Genomic DNA, 19,004 nt, shown 5'->3' with positions numbered 1-19,004 from the left:
TGAGCCGATCGTGGCTCACGTCCGTCCTCTGGGCAGAGGGATCGTCCACGTGCGGCTCCACGAGCCGGGAGAAGTCATGCCGAAGTACACGCTCATCCGTCGGGCCGCCCGGTTGCTGGGGTGGACCCGGAACCCGCTGTGCCGGCCGGTCGACCGTGCCGAGGGCGCCCTGCGCGTCGCGGCAGGCCTCGCGGTCGTGCTGACGCTGGCGCTCGCGATCGGCGCCGGGGCCGTCCGGTACGAGCGCGAGACCGCGGACGCCGTCGCTGCGCGGAGCGTCCTGCTCCACGTCCCGGTCGAACTGCGCGCCGACACGCCGAGCGCCCGCACGGACGCGATCGGCCCGGGTGTCGTCGCGACCTGGACGCTGCCGGACGGCACTGTCCGCACCGGGCGGGTCTACACCGGCGAGATAGCGGCGGACGGGGACACAGTGACCGTGTGGATGGATGCGTCCTATGAGGCGGTGCATCCGCCGGCGACCGATGCCGAGTTGCTCCAGCGCGCGGTCCTGGGTGCGGTGCTGACGTTCCTGTTGGTGCTCGCGGGGCTGGCGGGCGCTTACCGGATCGCCCGGCGCCGCCTCGACCGGCACCGCGACGCGGCCTGGACCCGCGACTGGCTGGTCGCCTGGCAGTCCTGGCACGACCGCTCCCTCTGAAGCGCCCGCACTCCGGGCCCCAGGTCCCTTCCCTCGGCGGCTCGGCGGGGGAACACTCGACCTATGGACAGCCGCCTCTGACCGGCGCCCGCCGCCGGTTCCGACGCTCCCGGGGTGAGCGATGAGCCAACCCTCCGCACTGACCGGCCCGCTGAGCCCACCAAGCCCACTCAGCCCACTCAGCCCACTCAGCCCACGTAGCCCGCTGCCGGTCGCCTCGATCGACACGGTCGCCGACGCACTCGCCCGCTTGGAACACGCCGCAGCCGCGCTCCGCTGCCGCCCCACCAGCGCCGAACACTCGTATCCGGCGACGCTCTGCCGGCGCCTGGTGGACGTCCGGTCCCGCTTCGACGACCCCGGCGAGCGCGGGCGGGCAGACGCCCGATCGGTCGCCGCCGCACTCCTCCTCGCCACGGAGATCGAACACTACTTGACTACATGATGTAGACAAGTGCACGGTGGACGGTGGAGGTGCACATGGCCGAATCCGTCTTCACCGAACCACGCCGCGAGGCCGACTTCCAGACCGCGTACGACGCGGTACTGGCCCAGTGGCCCGCGAACACCGAGGCGCTCGACGTCCCGACGCCCTACGGGCGGACCCGGGTTCACCGGTGCGGACCGGCCTCCGGACGGCCGCTGGTGCTGCTGCACGGCGGTGGTGCGACGTCGACGGCCTGGTTCGCGGTGGCCTCCGGCCTGGCGGACGCTTTCCGCGTGCACGCGCCGGACCTGGTGGGCGACGCGGGCCGCAGCGTGCCCGGCGACACCCGTCTCCGCCGCCCCGACGACCTGCACACCTGGCTGGACGCCGTCCTCGACGGGTTGAGCCTGGACCGGACGTCGCTGGGTGGCCACTCCTACGGCGGCTGGATCGCGCTGACCTACGCGCTCGCTCGCCCGCACCGAGTCGAGAGGCTGGCGCTGCTCGAACCGTCGTCCTGCTTCGCGCCGATGGCGCCGGCCTACCTGCTGCGCGGCATCCCGATACTGCTGAAGAACACTCCGGCCAGGCTCCGAGGGCTGTTCGAGTGGGAGACCCGCGGCCGCGCGCTCGACCCCGCCTGGTTCCGGCTGATGCTGGCGAGCACCGGTGGGCGCTGGCAGACTCCGGTGCTCCCGAAGCGTCCGAAATCGTTGCGGTTGGGTGCACCGACGCTGGTCGTGATCGGCGGCCGCAGCCGGTCGCAGGACCCCGACCGGGTCCGGCGCACCGCCGAGGCCCTGCCGGACGTCACGACGGTCACGATCCCGGAGGCCTCGCACCACACGATCCCCACCGAGGACGCCGACCGGCTCGCCGCCGCCGTCCGGACCCACCTCAGCTGAGGTCGAGCGTCACCTCGATCGGCAGATGGTCGGAGATCTCCGGCAGCGGCGGGTACGCCGGGTCGAACCGGCCGTCGAGCACCCGGAAGCCGGTCACCGCACCCGGCGGCAGGTGCCAGCTGCCGTACCAGCGGTCGATCCGGCGGGGCGGGTGCGGGTCGTCGGGCCAGTGCCCGACGGTGGCGGTCCACGGGGCTCCCGCGAGGCGGGCGCAGTCCTGGAGCCGGCCCTGGCGCTCCAGGACGGACGGCGCGCGGCGATCGACCCCGCCGCCGGGACCGAAGGCCTGTGCGTGCACCGGGTGCCAGGCCACCCCGGCGTACGGGTCCGGGTCGTAGGACGAGTCGGCGGCCACCCCGTTGAAGTCACCGCCGACGATCCCCGGCGTCGCGTCCGCATTGATCGCACGCAGTACCTGGGCGGCGTCGGTCTCGCGCCAGGCCGGGGAGTACGGCGAGAGGTGCACCGAGGCGACCCGAAGGGTCGGACCGCCGAGGTCGAACACCGCGGCGACCAGCGAGTGCCACATCCCGGCATCGGCCCGGCCCAGCCGGGTCAGCGAGCCGGGCACGACCTCGATGCCGTCCCGCCAGAGCAGCCCGGTGTGGTGGGCGCCGCCGCCGACGCCGCAGGCCGGAACGCCGTCGACCGTGCAGACGCGGCCGGTCGCCTCGGCCAGCTGGTGCACGTGCCGCTCGGCGAGCTCGGCCTTCTCCTGCCACTCGCGCTCCGGCGCGATCACCTCCTGCACCGCGATCACGTCGGCGTCCGCCGTGCGCAGGAACGCCTCCACCGCGCGGTAGCGCTCCTGCTCGGACGCGGAGTCGGAGCCGTACAGGTTCAGCGTGTTCAGCGAGACGGCCCTCACGAGGCACGCCCGGGGCGGATCAGAACCTCGCTGCCCACCGGCACGAACCCGGCGGCGAGGAACGCGCGCAGCGAACGGGCGTTGCCCGGCGACACCGCCGCGAACACCGGCTCGCCGCGGGGCACCAGCGACAGCGCGGCCCGGATCAGCGACCGGCCGCTGCCGCGGCCGTGTGCGGTCTGCGGGTGCAGCTCGATCGACAGCTCCGGACGCCCGGCGATGCCCTCGGCGAGCGTCACCAGACCCCGCTCGTCGCCGTAGACCTGGACGTTCGCCCGGCGCGCCCGCGCGTACGCGACCCGGGGATGGTCGTCGGCGCCGGTCAGCGTGGCCAGCGCGGCGGCGCCACCGGTGCCGCGGCCGACCAGGGTCGCGTCCAGGACGCCGATGTCGCCGTCGGGGCCGGCGAGCGCGCGGAGGAAGTCCGGGGCCATCGCCCCGCCGTAGCCGTCCGGTTTCTCGGCGGCCACCTGCGCCGCGGTCAGCGCCGTGGCCACGACCGCGTGTCCGGTGAACGCGACCGCGCACTCGTGGCCGTCCGGCAGCGGCGGCAGTCTCGTCACCGCTCCGTCGGGCGCGGGGAACCGCCCGTCGGACGCGTCCAGGAAGTACCGGAGCAGGGGATGCGAGTCAGCCATGCGGAGAGCATGCGACATCACGTCGATACGGGGGCGACTCCGGCCCCGACCCGAAGTGTGGTATTAGGTACTATTTCCTTTTTGCGAGGTCTAGACCGTGGGCCCCGTTCCGCCTGCCGGTCACGAGCCGGCGGTTTCGTCGTGGAGAACGGTGAACGGCATGGTGACGACCCTGAGCCCGGAGGAATTGTCTCCACAACGCCTTGACGCGGTCCGGCGCGCCGAGGCCACGCTGTCCGCCGGCCCGATCGCGATGGACGCGGTCGCGCGGACCGCGGCTCGGGTGGCGAACGCGCCCGCCGGGCTGGTCTCCCTGGTCGGCGACGAGTGGGACGACTTCGTCGGGGTCCACGGCGTGTCCGACGACTTGATCCGCAGCCCGCGCATCGAGGTCGCGGACTCGCTCTGCCGCAACGTCGTGGTCTCCGCCGCCCCGGTCGTCATCCCCGACACGCTGGCCGACCCCCGGTCCCGCGACGCCGCCGCGGTGCCCGATCTGGCCATCGGCGCGTACGCCGGGGTTCCGCTGCGCGGGCGGGACGACCAGGTGGTCGGCGCGATCTGTGCGCTGGCCTCCCACGCACGGGACTGGACGCCGGAACAGGTCGCGGCGCTGACCGGGGTCGCCGAGACCGTGAGCCTGCTGCCGGGCGTGGCGGCGGTGAGCGCGGAGCTGACCGCCGGGATGCTGGATCCGCCGCCGCTGCTGGACGCGCTGGCCGAGGCCTTCGTCGCGGTCGACGCCGACGGGGCCGTGCTGGCCTGGAACACGGCCGCCGAGGCGCTGTTCGGCTGGACGCTCGAGGAGGTCGTGGGTCGCCCGCTGTGCGAGGTCGTGTTCCCCGACGCGATGGAGCAGGTGCAGGAGGCCGTGCGGGAGTCGGCCGCCGACGACCGGCCCGGTCCCCGGCGTCGCCGCACGGTCTGGGCCACGACGCGGTCCGGTGACCAGCGTCCGATCGACGCCACGTTCTCGGTCGTGCCCGGTCGCCACGGGCCGGTGACCTGCGTGTCGATGCTCGATCTGTCCGACCGGGTCACCGCCGAGGCCGACGCCAGCAGGCAGAAGAGCTTCCTCCGCGCGCTGCTCGACAGCATGGACACCGGGGTCTTCGCCGGTGACGCCCACGGCCGCACGCTGTTCGCCAACACCGCGTTGCGGCGCATGCTCGGGGTGACGGACACGACCCCGCTGGCCGAGAGCACGGTCGCCAGGAACGTGCTGTGGCACCCCGACGGCACCCGGCTGCACCCCACCGAGTACCCGTCCGCTCAGGCGATCTCCGGGCGGCACGTACGCGACCTGGACCTGGACCTGCGGATCCCGGGGCGGCCGGTGCGCCACCTGATGATCAACGCGGAGCCGATCCAGGTCGGCGACGCGCGGCTCGGCGCCGTCGTCGTGCTGCACGACGTCACCGCGCAGCGCCGGGCCCAGCGGCTCGGCGCCTGCGACCTGGCCGTCTACCGGGCGCTGCTCGCCGCGCCGACGCTGGAAGCGGTGGCTCCGCGCCTGGTGGAGGCGGTGGCGTCCGCGCTGGGCTGGCGGCGCGCGGAACTCTGGCTCACCGATCCGGTCGGCGACGTCCTGCGCCCGACCGCGTCCTGGGTGAGCGACGAGACCGGGACCGGCGTCCCCCACCAGGCACCGACCGGCTCGCTCGGCGCCGACGAGGACCTGCCCGGCGCCGCCTGGGCGGCCGGGGCACCGGTCTGGATCGACGACCTGACCACCACCGGCCTGCGCGCGCCCGACCAGCGTCTCCGCACCGGGCTCGCGGTTCCGGTGGGGTCCGCCGACCACGTCGTCGGGGTACTCGCGCTCTATACCGACCTCCCCGACCCGGATCAGGAGGCGGTCATCGCACACCTCGCCGGGATCGCCGCCTACCTCGGGCAGTACCTCGAACGCTGCCGGACCGAGGAGCTGGCGCTCCAGCTGGCCCGGACCAAGGACGAATACCTCGCGCTGGTCGGCCACGAACTACGCACGCCGCTGACGTCGATCGCGACCTACGCCCAACTGCTGGCCGACAGCCCGGATACCTGGGCCACCGACGGGCCGCAGCTGCTCGCGGTGATCCAGCGCAACACCGCGGTCCTGATGGCAATCATCGACGACCTGCTGGACCTGGCCGGCTTGGAGTCGGGACACATCGCGCTGGAGCCGGTCGACGTCGACTTCGCCGCGCTGGTCCGGGACCGGGTCGAGACGATCGGCTCGGCCGCCGACGCGGCCGGCCTGACGCTCTCGGTCGACGTCCCCGAGGCGCTGCCGCTGCACGGCGACCCGGAGCGGCTCCGGCAGATGCTCGACAACCTGCTGTCCAACGCCGTGAAGTACAACCGCGACGGCGGGTCGGTCACCGTGCGCGTCACAGTGCGGGACGCGACCGCGGTGCTCACCGTCGCCGACACCGGCACCGGCGTGCCCGCCGACGAGCACGGCCGCCTGTTCCAGCAGTTCTTCCGGTCCGCGGAGACCCAGCACAGCGGCATGCCGGGGTCGGGGCTCGGCCTGGTCGTCACCCGGACGATCGTCGAGCGGCACGGCGGCCGCATCACGACGACCGACAACGACCCCGGGTTGGTCGTGACGGTCGAACTACCCCTCGGCGAGTGAATGGCGTCGCCGGGTCGCTCCCTGGGCCGCGCCGCGACACGCCACCCCGTGAGGAACGCGGAGCGGTCCAGCTATACCTGGACCGCTCCGCGTTTCATCCGATCGTCTCCGGTCGGCTTAGCGCCTACTAGCGCGCAAACCTTTAGATGTATGAGAATCGCGGTCATGCCGACCACCGTCTGGGGCCTCGTCGACACCGCCGCCCGGGAGCGGCCCGACTCGGTCGTGGTGGCCGACGACCGCGGTCGCGCGCTGACGACCGTCGCGTTCCGCACCGCGGCCGAGCGGGTGGCCGCCGGGCTGCACGCCCACGGCGTCGCGCCCGGTGACACCGTGTCCTGGCAACTCCCGACGACGATCGAAGCCGCCGTGCTGATGGCCGCCTGCGCGCGGCTGGGTGCGGTGCAGAACCCGATCATCCCGGTGTTCCGCGAGCGCGAAGTGAGGTTCATCGTCGAGCAGGTGCGGCCCCGGCTCGTCGTGGTGCCCGAGCGCTGGAACGGTTTCGGCCACGGCGACCTGGCCCGGTCGCTGGGCCCTGACGTGTTATCCACGGATCCCGACGTTGGGCTGCCCGTATCGGACGCGGAGGTACCCGCGCCGACGGATCCCGGCGGCTCGTGCCGGTGGATCTACTACTCGTCGGGCACCACCGCCGAGCCCAAGGGCGCCCGGCACACCGACGCGTCGGTGATCGCCGCCTCCAACGGCGTCGTCGACCAGTTCGGCCTCGGCCCCGGTGACGTCTACCCGATCGCCTGGCCGCTCGCCCACATCGGCGGCGTCGCGATGCTGGTGTCGGCGCTGCGCACCGGCGCCCGCCTGGTGCTGTTCGACCGGTTCGATCCGCAGACGACACCGGAGCGGATGGCCGCGCACCGCCCCACGGTCCTCGGCTCGGCCACGCCGTTCTTCCACGCGTACCTCGCGGCCCAGCAGCGGGCGGGCGACCGGGTGCTGTTCCCCGCGTTGCGGGCCTGCGTCGGCGGCGGCGCCGCTACGCCGGAGACCGTCAATCAGCAGGTCGCCGACGTGCTGGGAGTGCGGGGTGTCGCCGGGGCGTGGGGGCTGACCGAGTTCCCGGTGGCCACCAGCGAGACACCGGACGACGACGGCGTCGGCACCACGGTCGGCCGCCCCGCCCGCGGCGTCGAGGTGCGGGTGGTCGACGGCGAACTGCGCCTGCGCGGGCCGCAGCAGTTCCTCGGCTACGTCGACGCGACGCTCGACGCGGATGCGTTCGACGAGGACGGCTGGTTCCGCACCGGCGACGTCGGCACGGTGGGCGGCGGCGGTCGCGTCCGGATCAGCGGCCGCCGCAAGGACGTCATCATCCGCAACGCCGAGAACATCTCCGCGTCGGAGATCGAGGACGTGCTCCTCCGCTGCCCGGGGGTCGCGGACGCGGCGGTGGTCGGCATTCCGGACGCCCGCACCGGTGAACGGGTCCGCGCGGTCGTGGTCGCCGAACCAGGACAGCACGTCACGCTCGAGGGCCTCGCCGAGCACTGCCGGAAGGCCGGGCTGGCCCGGTACAAGTGCCCGGAGGATCTCCTGCTGGTCGCCGAGCTGCCCCGCACGCCGATGGGAAAGGTGCTCAAGCGCGAACTGACGCGGTGACGATCAGGCCGCGGAGCGCGTCCAGGTCGACCTTGCCGCTGGCCAGCCGCGGTACGTCCGCGGGGTCGTCCAGCACGACCCAGCGCGTCGGTACCTTGAACGCGGACAGTCGCTGTCGCACGCCGTCGGCCAGCGTCCCGGGGTCGAGGCGCGTGACCACGACCGCGGCGACGCGGCGCACGTCGTCGTCGAGGTGGTCGGTCACGTGGGCCTCGGACACGCCGGGCAGGCTCCGCAGCGCGGTCTCCACCTCCACCGGGTAGACGCTCGCGCCGCTGACCTTGAACATGTCGTCGCGCCGCCCGCGGTACCAGAGGTAGCCGTCCGCATCGAGGGTGCCGAGGTCACCGGTGGGATAGAACCCGTCCCGGTCGAACACGTCGGCGCGGGACCGGCCGCAGATCGTCCGCAGCAGCCCCCGCCCCCGCACCCGGATCTCGCCGTCCTCGCCGGGCCCCCGCACCGCCCCGCTGTCCGGATCGACGATCCGGACGTCCACCCCGTCGAACGGCTGCCCGCAACTGCCTTCCTTTCCCACCGGCAGATCGACGTCGAGCCGCGCGCCGCAGTAGGGCCCCAGCGTCTCGGTCATCCCGAACACGTTCGCCCGCGCACCCGGCGCCGGGCGCACGTCGTCCGGCAGAATCGCGGGCAAGCTGCCCGGCCCCAGGCGCGACAGGTCCGCACCGGCGAACGAGGGGTGAGCCGCGAGCCGCTCGGCCTGGTCGGGCCAGCCGCGGAACAGCGTGGCGCCGGTGCGTTCCAGGAAGCGGATCGTGCGGCCCGGCTCGGGTTCGGCCTCGGTGAGCAGCGTCGCACCGGCCAGCAGCGCCGACAGCACACCGGGGCCGAACCCGCCGGTCCAGAAGAACGGCATCGGGAGGTACAGCCGCTCGCCGTGGCCGACGCAGCGCGCGTCCAGTCCGGACGCGGTCGCGAACAGCGCGCTCCCGTGGGTGTGGACGACGCCCTTCGGACGGCCGCGGCTGCCCGAGGTGAACAGGATGACCAGGTCGTCCGCGGGCCGGACGGCGTCCTCAAGCGCGGCACGGACACCGGCCGGTGCCGCGGCACCGGGGAGGGCTTCGGTGCTCCAGACCGCGCGCAGGTGCGGCACGCCGACGTGACGGCGGCCGCCGGTCAGGCCGGGGGCCGCCTCCTCCAGTTCGTCGAGGTAGCGGCGGTTGCGGAACGCCGGCACCGCGATCAGGTGGCTGACGCTCGCCTCGCGGAGCTGCGCGAGCAGTTCCGGGGGCCGGAGCAGCGTGCTCAGCGGCACCAGCACCGCACCGATCCGGGTCACCGCGACCGCGGCGACCACCCAGTCGACGCCGTTCGGTGCCAGCAGGCCGACCCGGCTGCCCTTCCGCACTCCGGCGGCGACCAGCGCGGTGGCCAGGGTACGGCTGGCGTCGTCCAGCTCGGCGTAGGTGACCGAACGCTCGTCGTCGACCACGGCCTCGCGCGCGGCGTCGAGCCGCAGCCGCGTCCGCAAGACGGCGGGAACGGTCCGCTCGCCCCCCGGGCCGGCGCCGGCGCGCGCCGCCCACGGCGCTTCAGCCGCCGGCACGGAGGCGCTCCTTCAAGGCCGGAACGTCGAGTTTGCCGCTGGACATCGTCGGCACGTCGTTCTCGGCGAGCAGCACGATCCGGCGGGGCACCTTGTACGCCGACAGGCGGTCGGCCAGCCGGCCGCGCAACGCGTCCGCGTCGATCTCCCGGCCCGGCGGCACCCGGACCGCGGCGGCCACGATCTGCCCCCGGGCCGCGTCCTCCAGGCCGACGACGTGCGCGGTCAGACCGGCGACGTCCCGGATCGCCTCCTCCACCTCGGCCGGGGAGACGTTCGCGCCGGATGTCTTGATCACGTCCCCCCGCCGCCCCCGGAAGTAGTAAAAACCCTCCTCATCGACGACGAACAGGTCACCGGTGCGGAACCAGCCGTCGGCGTCGAACACCTCGTGCCGTTCCCGGCCGTAGTACCCCTCCATCAGCGCCGGACCGCGCAACCAGAGCTCGCCGAGGCGTCCGGGCGGGCAGTCCGTGCCGTCGTCGGGGTCGACCACCCGGGCCTCGAACCCCGGCACCGGACGCCCGAACGACCCGCGCCGCCGCTCGGGCTGATCGCTCTCGTCCGGGCTGGCCAGGCACACGCTGCCGGTCTCGGTCAGCCCCAGCATCTGGTGCCGCAGCTGCGGATCGGCCGGCCGGACGTCAGCGGGCATGATCGGGTACAGGTTGCCCCGCCGGATCGAGGACAGGTCCCGCCGCGCGAACGTCGGGTCGCGCGGCAGGTGCGCCACCGACTGGGCGTAGCCGTTGACCATCGTCGGGCGTTCGCGCTCCAGGACGTCCAGCACGCGCGCCGCGTCCGGCGCGTTCGAGCAGACCAGCCGACCGCCGGCGAGCAGCGTCCCGAGCAGCGCGTACGCGAACCCGCCGATCCAGAAGAACGGCGAGTTCGAGAACAGCACCTCGTCGTCAGAGAAGCGGCGAAGGTCGTTGAGGTTCGCGAGGTGCTCCAGCAGCGCGCCGTGCGTGTGGATAACACCTTTCGGCGCGCTGGTGGAGCCCGACGTGTGCACGATCACCAGCCGGTCCCCCGGGCCGACGTCGTCCTCGGCGGCGCGCAGCACCTCCGGCGGCACCGCGTCCCCGTGGGCGAGCAGCGCGGCGACGGTCCGATCCGGATGGACGGCGTCGGACGAATCGTGGACGAACACGTGCCGCAGCGCGGGCGTGGAGGCGGCGGTGGTGAGGTCCAGGTCCTCCAACGCGGCCACGTAGTCGTGCCCCCGGTACGACCGGGCGCTCAGCAGCACCTCGATGTCGGCGCCGCGCAGCAGCGTCCGCAGCTCGGCGGCGGTGGAGAACGTGCTCAGCGGCACGGTCACCGCGCCGATGCGGGCCGCCGCCAGCCAGCCGAGCACGAAGTCGCTGCCGTTCGGCTGCAGGACGCCGACGTGCGTGCCCTTGCCGACGCCGATCGCGAGCAGCCCCCGGGCGAGCAGGCTCGACCAGCGGTCGGCGTCGGCGTAGCTGAGCCGGTCGTCGTCGCAGACCACGAACCGCTTGTGGCCGTAGCGTGCGGCCTGATCGCGGAGCAGCGCGCCGACCGTCATCGCAGCAGCCCTCGCACGGCGGTCAGATCGACCTTCGCCGACGGCGTCCGCGGCAGCGCGTCGACGATCCGGATCTCCACCGGCCGCTCGTACGGCGCCAGTTGCGCGGACGCGTGCGCGAGCAGGTCGTCGCTGGTGACCGGTGTCCGGATCTCGACGGCCGCCACCGGCACCGCGCCGAGCCGCCGATCGGCGCGGCCGACCACCGCCGCGGCCCGCACGGCCGGGTGCTGCTCCAGCACCGCGCGGACGTCGTCGGGCAGGATCTTGAAACCACCGCGGATGATCGCCTGGTCGGCGCGGCCGAGGATCCAGACGAACCCGTCGGCGTCGATCCGGGCCAGGTCGGTGGTCCGGATCCACTCGTCTCCGGAGCCGAGCTGGGCGGCCCGCACCTCCAGCAGGCCCGGCTGATCGGGCGGGAGCGCGGCGCCGGTTTCCGCGGAGACCACCCGCAGCGCGCACCCCGGATGCGCCCGCCCGACGCTGCCGCGTTTGGTCGCCCAGTACTGCTGGTGGTCGGCGAGGTTCCAGCCGGCGACACCGCCCCCGAACTCCGTCGCGGCGTACGACACCAGCACGGGGACGCCGTACTTCGCGGTGAACGCGTCGGCGTCGTCCGGCGACAGCGGCGCGGTCCCGCAGATCACCGAGCGGACGCTACTCAGGTCGGCGCGGTCCAGGTCGGCGTCGAGCACCATCCGGAGCGCGGCGGGCACCAGGCTCACGGTGGCCGGCCGGTGCCGCCGGACGGCGTCCGCCCATGCCTCGACCGTGAACCGTTCGAGCAGCGCGAACGACCGCCCGTCGAGCACGCACTGCAGCACGCGGAACAGACCGCCGAGGTGCACGAGCGGGGCGTTGACGACCGCGATGCCCGACCGCAGGCGCACCCGGGCATCGCGGCTGCCCTCGTAGTGTTTCGCGCCCGCGAAGACCCGCTCCAGCGTGTCGTAGGTGAGGTCGATCCGTTTCGGCGGGCCGGTGGTGCCGCTGGTGAGCATCTGCACCGCGACGCCCGGCCGCAGCGCAGCCGACACACCGCGAGAGCCCGGCCGCAGCGCAGCCGACGCGCCGCGAGAGCCCGGCCGCAGCGCACGCACCTCGAGCGACGCATCCACGGCGAGCGTCGCCCCCGGATGATCCCGCACGTCGTCTGGCTGCCCGGCGACGATCGGGGCGCCGAGCTCCGTCAGCTCCGCCCGGACGCGCTCGGCGCCCCGGTGCGGGTTGACCGTCACCACACAGCCGCCCGCGCGGAGCACTCCGAGCACGATCCCGACCGACGCCGGGCTGTTCCGGAGCAGGACCGCGACCCGGGTGCCGGGCTCCGGCACGTGCGCGGCCACGGCCCCGGCGATCGCGCCGAGCTCACCCCAGGAGACCCAGCGTCCCTGGTAGTCGATCGCCGGGCGATCGGGCTCGAGCGCGGTCACCGCCGCGATCCGGTCCCCGAGAGTCATCGAACCCACCCCCGCCGCGGTGCGGTGGGATCAACCGCTGCCATCCCGACCGGGTTGCCGAGCCGCGTGTAGATCAGCGCCTGCTCGGTCGCCGCCCGGTACGGCCGGTCCAGCGACTCCCAGATCGCCCGCACCGTGCCCTGGGTCGCCGCGGTCGGCTTCTCCGCGATAGCTGCGGCGATCTCGTGAGCCCGGCCGTGCAGGGCGTCCGGGGAGGTCACCTCGGTCACCAGCCCGATCCGCAGCGCGGTCTCCGCGGACACCCGCTCGTCGTTGCCGAGCAACGCGATCCGCAGCGTCTCGCCGAGGCCGATCCGGCGCATCAGCCCGACCGGTTCCACCGCGCTGACCCGGCCGCCGCTGACGTGCGAGTCGAAGAACGTCGCATCGGTCGAGCAGATCACCACGTCCGCCTCGTTCACGAAGTAGAACGCACCGGCCGTACACAGGCCCTGCACCGCGCAGACCACCGGCTTCCAGACCTTCTGCCACTTCGGACTGAGCAACTCACCCGGATCCTCGTGGTTCCAGACGTCGTCGGGCTGGCCGTACGCCTTCTTGACGTCGAGCCCGGCGCAGAACGCGCGCTCCCCCGCCGCCCGCAGCACCACCGCGTGCACGTTCGGGTCGGCTTTGACCTGCTGCCAGGCGTCCCGGATCTCGTGGCACATCTGCCGGTCGAACGCGTTCAGCGCCTCGGGCCGGTTCAACGTGATCGTGGCGACCCGGTCGGGTGTGACCTCGTACAGGATCGTCATCGACACTGCCACTTCGGCGCGCGCTTCTCCAGGAATGCCTGCGGCCCCTCACGAGCGTCCTCGGTACGCACCACCCGCTCCCGGTACGCCTCGGCGAGGATCTCCGCGTCGTGCAGCGGCAGGTCGAGCCCGCGCCGGATCGCCAGCCGAGTACCCCGCACCGCCAGCGGTGCGTTCCGGTTGATCATCCCGGCGACTTCCCGGGCCCGGGTCAGCAACTGCTCGTGCGGCACGACCTCGGACACCAGCCCGAACTGGTAGGCCCGCTCCGCACTGAGCCGCTCGTGCTTCCCCATCAGCGCCACCCGCAGCGCGATGCCCGGTGGCAGCACCCGCGCGAGCCGCACCGACTCGCGTCCGGACACCAGGCCGATGCTCACGTGCGGGTCGAAGAACTCCGCCCGCTCGGACGCGATTGCGATGTCGCCGGTCGTGACGAGATCCAGCCCCGCGCCGCAGCACAGTCCGTTGACCGCGGCGAGCACCGGTTTGGTCATCGTCCGGAACGGCGGGGTGGCCTCCTGCGGCGCCTCCCACTGCGGATACGTGGACAGGTACGGCTCCTCGTAGATCACCCGCCCGTCGTCGGGAATCTCCCCCACGTCGGCACCCGCGCAGAACGCCCGCCCGGCACCGGTGACGATGATCGTCCACACCGCCTCGTCGGCCTCGGCCGCCGCGTACGCCGTGTGCAGTTCGCGCACCATCAGCGGGTTCACCGCGTTCAAGGCCTCCGGCCGATCGAACGTGATCGTCGCGATCCGGTCGGACACCTCGTAGCGGATCGTCTCGAACTCCATGGGTACCTACCGTCCGGTGAAGCGGGGCGAGCGGCGCTGGGTGAACGCCGCGAGTCCTTCTTTGAAGTCGGCGGTCCGGGACGACAGCTCGAGCGCCGTCGCCTCGTACTCCATCGCGTCGGCCAGGCCGAGCGAGAGCCCGCGGTGGATCGCGCGTTTGGTCAGCCCGACCGCGACGGTCGGTCCTGCCGCGAGCTGATCGACGACCGACGCGGTGGCCGGTTCGAGCTCCGCGGCCGGTACGGCACGGTGGACGAGACCCCAGTCGGCAGCCTCGGCACCACTGACCTTGCGCCCGAGCAGCAGCATCTCCTTCGCCCGCGCGACACCGGCCAGGCGGGGCAGCAGCCAGGTCGCGCCGCTGTCGGCGCTGAAGCCGCGCTGGACGAACGGCTCCCAGAAGCAGCTGTCGTCGGTGGCGATCGTGAAGTCCGCGGCCAGCGCCAGCTGGCAGCCGAGCCCGGCGGCGTACCCGCGGACCTCGCAGACGACCGGGAGCTGCACCTCGGTGACCAGCTGGACCAGCCGGTGCGCCTCGACCGCGGTACGCCGCTGCACGGCGCCGGTGCGCGGCCGCGGCCGATCGCCGCGGTTCGTGCTCACCCAGTCGGCTCCGGAGCAGAAGTCCGGTCCGGTGCTGCCGAGGACGACGACGCGCAGATCGTCGTCGGTGGCCGCGGCGCGAAGGACGTCGATCAGCGCGCCGACGGCGGCGCTGTCCAGTGCGTTCTTGCGGGCCGGCCGGTCGAGGTCGACGCGGAGCACGCCGCCGTTCCGGCTCACGGCGAGACCGCTCACGCCGTACCTCCTTCCGGGCGCCCGATGCGGGACGGCCCGATCGTAAACGCCGACACGGCGAAATATCTAGATGTATAAAGTCCTCGACGCCCAACCGAAGGGAACCGCCATGGGGACCGGCCGCGTGCTGTTGGACCGCGACGAGGAGACCGGCATCGCCCGGCTCACGCTCGACAACCCGGACCGTCGCAACGCCTACGACGCGGCGATGCGCGAGCAGCTCGGCGCGTACCTCGACGACCTGGCGCTCGACGACACGATCAAGGTCGTCCACCTGCGCGGCAGCGGCGACGTGTTCAGCACCGGCGCGGACATGGGCAACGCCTACGCCTGGTACGGCGACGGCACGGGGAACGACCGAAAACGCCGCCCCAGCCAGCGCCGGCGCCTGTCCGTCGACCGCAAGACGTTCAGCTTCTACCACAACCTGATCGGCTACCCGAAGGTCACGATCGCCGAGGTCCGCGGTTACGCGCTGGGCGGCGGGTTCGAGCTGGCGCTGATGGCCGACGTCGCGGTGGTCGCCGAGGACACGCTGATGGGCATGCCCGCGACCCGGTTCCTCGGCCCGGCGCTCGGGTCGCTGCACACGTTCTTCCACCGGCTGGGCCCGATGCTGGCCCGGCGCCTGCTGCTGACCGGCGACACGATCCGCGCCGCCGAGTTGCGCCAGTGGCCGATCTTCACCGAGGTCGTGGCCGCGGACGACGTCGCGGCGCGGGCCGACTGGTGGGGCCGCAAGATCGCCCGGATGCCCGCCGACGGCCTGGTCATCGCGAAGGAGGCGTTCCGCCTGGTCGAGCAGCTGCAGGGTTACCAGGGCGAGGAGGTGGTCAGCTACCTCGTCCACGCGTTCGGAACGAACCTGCAGTTCGAGGACGGCGAATTCAACTTCGTCAAGACCCGCGCGGAGCACGGCACCCGGCGCGCGTTCGAGCTGCGCGACGCACACTTCGAAGTCCCGGAACCGAGCTGAGTTAGTCTCAAACCTCCAGATGTTTCGGAGGAGAACACTCAGATGGCCGCCGAGGCGCGCGAGAAGCCACAGCGGATCGCCGACGAGATCCGCATGCTCATCGTCCGGGGTGAGTTGTCGGAGGGCGAGTCGCTCGGACGGGAACCGGACCTCGTCGAGAGGTTCGGCGTCTCCCGCCCGTCGCTGCGCGAAGCGCTGCGCATCCTGGAGGCCGAAGGCCTCATCTCGGTGAAGCGGGGCGCGCGGGGCGGGGTCGTCGTGCACCGCCCCGACCACCGGATGACCGCGCGGACCGCGGCGCTGGTGCTGCAGGCCCGCAACGTGCCGCTGGCCGACGTCTACGACGCGCGGCGGCTGCTGGAGCCGGTCGCGGCGCGGACGGTGGCGGCCTCGGACGGCCGCCGGGAGGCGGCCGGCGAACTGCGTCGGCTCATCGCCGATCAACTCGAGGTCGTCGACGATCCGGACGCGTTCGGGCGCGCCAACGCCCGGTTCCACGCGCGCCTGGTCGAGCTGGCGGGGAACCGGACGCTCGGCATCGTGGCCGAGATGCTCAACGAGGTTGTCGCCCGAGCCGTGACGACGGTCAGCCAGCCGAGCGCCGCCGACACCAGCGCCACCCGGCTGCGTGGCCTGCGCTCCCAGGCCCGCCTCGCCGCGCTGATCGAGGACGGTGACGCGGTCGCGGCCGAACACCACTGGTCCGAGCACATGGCGGTGGTCGGACGGGTACTGCTCGCACAGCGCGCGAAGACCGTGATCGACCTGATGCGACACGACTACTGAGCCGCGTTGCTCAGGCGCTCCGTGCCGGGCCCGCGAGCACCTGCGTCTCGGTGAAGCCGTACAAGCCCCACGGCCCGTTCTCGACGCCGATCCCACTCCACTTGTGCCCGCCGAACGGCAGGTCCGGTGTGACCGCGCCGCCGTGCATGTTCACGGTGACCTGCCCGGCGTCCACCTCGGCCGCGACCTCGGCGGCGTGCTCCGGGTCGGCCGACCACACCGAGGCCGTCAGCCCGTACCGGGTGCTGTTGGCGCGCGCGACCGCGTCGTCCACCTCGCGGTAGGAGATCACCGGTAACACCGGGCCGAACTGCTCCTCGTCGACGACCGCGAGCCCGTCGGAGACGTTCGCGAGGATTGTCGGGGCGAAGAAGTACCCCGGCCGGTCGAGGGCCTGGCCGCCGGCCGCGACCGTGGCGTCGTGCGCGACCGCGTCCGCGACCAGCCCGGAGACCCGCTCGAACTGCGGACGGTTGTTGATCGGCCCGAGCTGGACGCCCTCGGCGGTGCCCTCGTCGACCCGGACGTCCCGCGCGATCCCGGCGAGCGCCTCCACCAGGTCGTCGTGCTGTTCCTCGTGGACGTAGATCCGCTTGACCGCCAGGCAGGTCTGCCCGTTGTTGATGAACCCGCTCCAGAAGAGCCCGGCCGCGATGTCACCGATCGGCGCGCCGGGCAGGACGATCGCCGGGTCGTTGCCACCGAGTTCGAGCGTGACCCGCTTGAGGTCGTCGGCCGCGGCGGCCGCGACCTTCTTGCCGGTCGCGGTGGAGCCGGTGAAGCTGATCTTGCGCACGAGCGGGTGGGTGGTCAGCGACGCGCCGAGCGGGTCCGGCCCGGTGACGACGTTGAGGACGCCCGGCGGCAGCACATCGCGGAGCACCTCGCCGAGCGCGAGCGTCGCCAGCGGCGTGAACGGCGACGGCTTGATCACGACCGTGTTGCCCGCGCGCAGTGCCGGCGCGATCTTCCACATCGCCAGCGTCAGCGGGAAGTTCCACGGCGTGATCGCCGCGACGACGCCCAGCGGCCGCCGGTGGACCTCGGCGTAGCCGTTCTCGTCGTCCCGGACGATCTCCGGCCCGAGCTCGAGGTTGGCGTAGTAGCGCAGCCACAGCGACACCAGGAAGGTCTCGGTCGCCGCGTCCTGGAGCGGCTTGCCCTGCTCCGCGGTCAGGATCGCGGCGAGCTCGCCCGCGGCGGCGTCGACCGCGTCGGCGGCGGCCAGCAGCGCGGCTTTCCGCGCGTCCTCGTCGCGGCGCCAGCGGCCGTACGCGGCGTCGGCGGCGCGCACAGCGGCGTCGAGTTGTTGCGGCGAGACGGCCGGCGCGCTGGCGAACGGCTCGCCGGTGGCCGGGTTGATCACGTCGAAGTGGGCGGCGGTTTCGACTCCCGAGCCGTCGATCGTCACGGTACGGGGGTGGTCGGCGGTGACGGACATGCGAGCCTCCGAAAGGATCAGGGCTTGAGCAGGAGCACCGGCTTCACGGTGACGCCGGAATTGGCGTCGGCTTCTGCCTGGTCGATCGCCTCGAACGGATACTCGGTGATCAGCCGGTCGAAGGGGAAGAGCCCGCGCTTCCAGAGGTCGATCAGGCGCGGGATGAACAGCTGCGGCACCGCGCTGCCCTCGTAGACGTAGGTCACGGTCTTCCCCGCCAGCGCGGCCGGGAAGACGGTCAGCGTGTCCAGGCCGGCTCCGACCAGGATGCACAGGCCGGGCCGCCGGAGGACGTCGATCGCCGCGCTCATCACGGCGCTGACGCCGGTGGTGTCGAACGTGACGTCGAGGCCGGGCCCGTCGCCACGAACCGCGGCGATCAGGTCCGGATCGTTCCCGTCGACGACCCGGGTGGCGCCGAGCTCCGCGGCGAGTGCGCGCCGCGTCGGGTGGAGGTCGACCGCGACGATCTCGCTCGCCCCGGACAGCTTCGCGGCCATCACCGCGGCGAGCCCGACCGCGCCGACGCCGAAGACGCCGATCGTCTGGCCCGGCGCGAGCCGCGCGGTGTTGAGCACCGCACCGGCGCCGGTCTGGATGCCACAGCCCAGCGGGCCGAGCAGCGCCAGCGGGACGTCGGTGTCGACCTTCACCATGTTCCGCGCGGTCGCCAGCGTGAACTCGCCGAACGACGACTGCCCGAACCAGCGGCTGGTCACCCGGGCGCCGGACGCGTCGGTGACGCAGCCGCTGCCGTCGGGGCGCGATCCGGTGACGTTGTGCAGCTCGAACGAGACGCAGTTCGACGGCGCACCGCCGACGCACGCGTCGCAGGAACCGCAGGAGTCGAACGACAGCACGACGTGGTCGCCGGGCGCCACGGTCGTCACGCCGGGTCCGACCGCCTCGACGATCCCGGAGCCCTCGTGTCCCAGGATCGCGGGCAGGAACGTGTCGCCGAGCAGGCCGCTGCGTCCGAACTGGTCGGTGTGGCACAGCCCCGCGGCCACCACCCGGACCAGTGCCTCACCAGGGCCGGGTGGGTCGACGGTGACGGTCTCGATCGAGTAGGGCCCGGTGAGGTCGCGAAGGACAGCACTACGAGAGTGGGTCATCGG

17 protein-coding genes are annotated in these 19,004 nt (G+C 73.1%); 7 read left to right on the top strand and 10 right to left on the bottom strand.

What is annotated here, in order from left to right; all coding sequences use genetic code 11:
- The first annotated feature begins 76 nt into the window (after nt 1-76).
- The 3 genes from BUB75_RS24825 (at nt 77) to BUB75_RS24815 (ending at nt 1,993) form a co-directional block, all read left to right on the top strand.
- On the top strand, nt 77-661 hold the full coding sequence (locus BUB75_RS24825) for an Rv1733c family protein (RefSeq protein WP_073260187.1): 585 nt from the start codon (nt 77-79) through the stop codon (nt 659-661).
- Nucleotides 662-782: 121 nt separating this feature from the next.
- On the top strand, nt 783-1,106 hold the full coding sequence (locus tag BUB75_RS45445; protein WP_143175382.1) for a hypothetical protein: 324 nt from the start codon (nt 783-785) through the stop codon (nt 1,104-1,106).
- 35 nt (nt 1,107-1,141) lie between these two features.
- Nucleotides 1,142-1,993 carry an alpha/beta fold hydrolase gene (locus BUB75_RS24815; protein WP_073260185.1) on the top strand — a complete coding sequence of 284 codons (852 nt, stop codon included), beginning with the start codon at nt 1,142-1,144 and terminating at the stop codon, nt 1,991-1,993.
- Here the strand turns inward: BUB75_RS24815 and BUB75_RS24810 are convergent.
- Together BUB75_RS24810 and BUB75_RS24805 are read right to left on the bottom strand one after the other, a co-directional pair.
- Nucleotides 1,986-2,861 carry an endonuclease/exonuclease/phosphatase family protein gene (locus BUB75_RS24810; RefSeq protein ID WP_073260184.1) on the bottom strand — a complete coding sequence of 292 codons (876 nt, stop codon included), beginning with the start codon at nt 2,859-2,861 and terminating at the stop codon, nt 1,986-1,988. The two genes, BUB75_RS24815 and BUB75_RS24810, sit on opposite strands and share 8 nt — an antisense overlap.
- Nucleotides 2,858-3,499 carry a GNAT family N-acetyltransferase gene (locus BUB75_RS24805; RefSeq protein WP_073260183.1) on the bottom strand — a complete coding sequence of 214 codons (642 nt, stop codon included), beginning with the start codon at nt 3,497-3,499 and terminating at the stop codon, nt 2,858-2,860. Before BUB75_RS24805 ends, BUB75_RS24810 begins: the two co-directional genes overlap by 4 nt.
- A gap of 160 nt (nt 3,500-3,659) precedes the next feature.
- Here BUB75_RS24805 and BUB75_RS24800 point away from each other — a divergent pair, with 160 nt between their 5' ends.
- The gene (locus BUB75_RS24800) at nt 3,660-6,122 is read left to right on the top strand and encodes a sensor histidine kinase (RefSeq protein ID WP_143175381.1); all 2,463 of its coding nucleotides are present in this window, start codon (nt 3,660-3,662) and stop codon (nt 6,120-6,122) included.
- A 150-nt stretch (nt 6,123-6,272) separates the two neighbouring features.
- Nucleotides 6,273-7,742: a class I adenylate-forming enzyme family protein gene (locus tag BUB75_RS24795; RefSeq protein ID WP_425430897.1), complete on the top strand. Its 1,470-nt coding sequence runs from the start codon at nt 6,273-6,275 to the stop codon at nt 7,740-7,742.
- On the opposite strand, the gene BUB75_RS24790 is transcribed toward BUB75_RS24795, so the two are convergent.
- Genes BUB75_RS24790 through BUB75_RS24765 form a run of 6 tightly spaced genes read right to left on the bottom strand, consistent with a single transcriptional unit; the run spans nt 7,720 to nt 14,683 of the window.
- A complete protein-coding gene (locus tag BUB75_RS24790) occupies nt 7,720-9,312 on the bottom strand; it encodes a class I adenylate-forming enzyme family protein (protein WP_073260180.1) in 1,593 nt (530 codons plus the stop codon). The two genes, BUB75_RS24795 and BUB75_RS24790, sit on opposite strands and share 23 nt — an antisense overlap.
- Nucleotides 9,299-10,864, bottom strand: coding sequence for a class I adenylate-forming enzyme family protein (locus BUB75_RS24785; RefSeq protein ID WP_073260179.1), 1,566 nt, complete (start codon nt 10,862-10,864; stop codon nt 9,299-9,301). The genes BUB75_RS24790 and BUB75_RS24785 overlap by 14 nt, the downstream gene beginning before the upstream one ends.
- Nucleotides 10,861-12,327: a class I adenylate-forming enzyme family protein gene (locus BUB75_RS24780; protein ID WP_073260178.1), complete on the bottom strand. Its 1,467-nt coding sequence runs from the start codon at nt 12,325-12,327 to the stop codon at nt 10,861-10,863. The genes BUB75_RS24785 and BUB75_RS24780 overlap by 4 nt, the downstream gene beginning before the upstream one ends.
- Nucleotides 12,324-13,085: an enoyl-CoA hydratase/isomerase family protein gene (locus tag BUB75_RS24775; protein ID WP_073260177.1), complete on the bottom strand. Its 762-nt coding sequence runs from the start codon at nt 13,083-13,085 to the stop codon at nt 12,324-12,326. The genes BUB75_RS24780 and BUB75_RS24775 overlap by 4 nt, the downstream gene beginning before the upstream one ends.
- Nucleotides 13,082-13,885 carry an enoyl-CoA hydratase/isomerase family protein gene (locus BUB75_RS24770; RefSeq protein ID WP_073260176.1) on the bottom strand — a complete coding sequence of 268 codons (804 nt, stop codon included), beginning with the start codon at nt 13,883-13,885 and terminating at the stop codon, nt 13,082-13,084. The genes BUB75_RS24775 and BUB75_RS24770 overlap by 4 nt, the downstream gene beginning before the upstream one ends.
- 6 nt (nt 13,886-13,891) lie before the next feature.
- Nucleotides 13,892-14,683 (bottom strand): enoyl-CoA hydratase/isomerase family protein, encoded by a 792-nt coding sequence (locus BUB75_RS24765; RefSeq protein ID WP_073260175.1) that lies wholly within the window; start codon nt 14,681-14,683, stop codon nt 13,892-13,894.
- A gap of 109 nt (nt 14,684-14,792) precedes the next feature.
- Between BUB75_RS24765 and BUB75_RS24760 the strand changes: the two genes are divergently transcribed.
- Nucleotides 14,793-15,659, top strand: coding sequence for an enoyl-CoA hydratase/isomerase family protein (locus BUB75_RS24760; RefSeq protein ID WP_073260174.1), 867 nt, complete (start codon nt 14,793-14,795; stop codon nt 15,657-15,659).
- Between the two features lie 42 nt (nt 15,660-15,701).
- Entirely contained in the window at nt 15,702-16,445 is a 744-nt protein-coding gene (locus BUB75_RS24755; protein ID WP_073260173.1) for a FadR/GntR family transcriptional regulator, read from the top strand.
- Nucleotides 16,446-16,455: 10 nt separating this feature from the next.
- Here BUB75_RS24755 and BUB75_RS24750 read toward each other — a convergent pair whose 3' ends face one another.
- Both BUB75_RS24750 and BUB75_RS24745 read right to left on the bottom strand, forming a co-directional pair.
- Nucleotides 16,456-17,886, bottom strand: coding sequence for an aldehyde dehydrogenase family protein (locus BUB75_RS24750; protein ID WP_073260172.1), 1,431 nt, complete (start codon nt 17,884-17,886; stop codon nt 16,456-16,458).
- 17 nt (nt 17,887-17,903) lie between these two features.
- Nucleotides 17,904-19,001, bottom strand: a complete 1,098-nt coding sequence (locus tag BUB75_RS24745; protein WP_073260171.1) for an NAD(P)-dependent alcohol dehydrogenase — start codon at nt 18,999-19,001, stop codon at nt 17,904-17,906.
- Nucleotides 19,002-19,004 lie beyond the last annotated feature (3 nt).

Origin of the sequence: Cryptosporangium aurantiacum (assembly GCF_900143005.1) — a bacterium.
Taxonomy (GTDB): domain Bacteria; phylum Actinomycetota; class Actinomycetes; order Mycobacteriales; family Cryptosporangiaceae; genus Cryptosporangium; species Cryptosporangium aurantiacum.
This window is presented reverse-complemented; position numbering and strand designations above follow the sequence as displayed.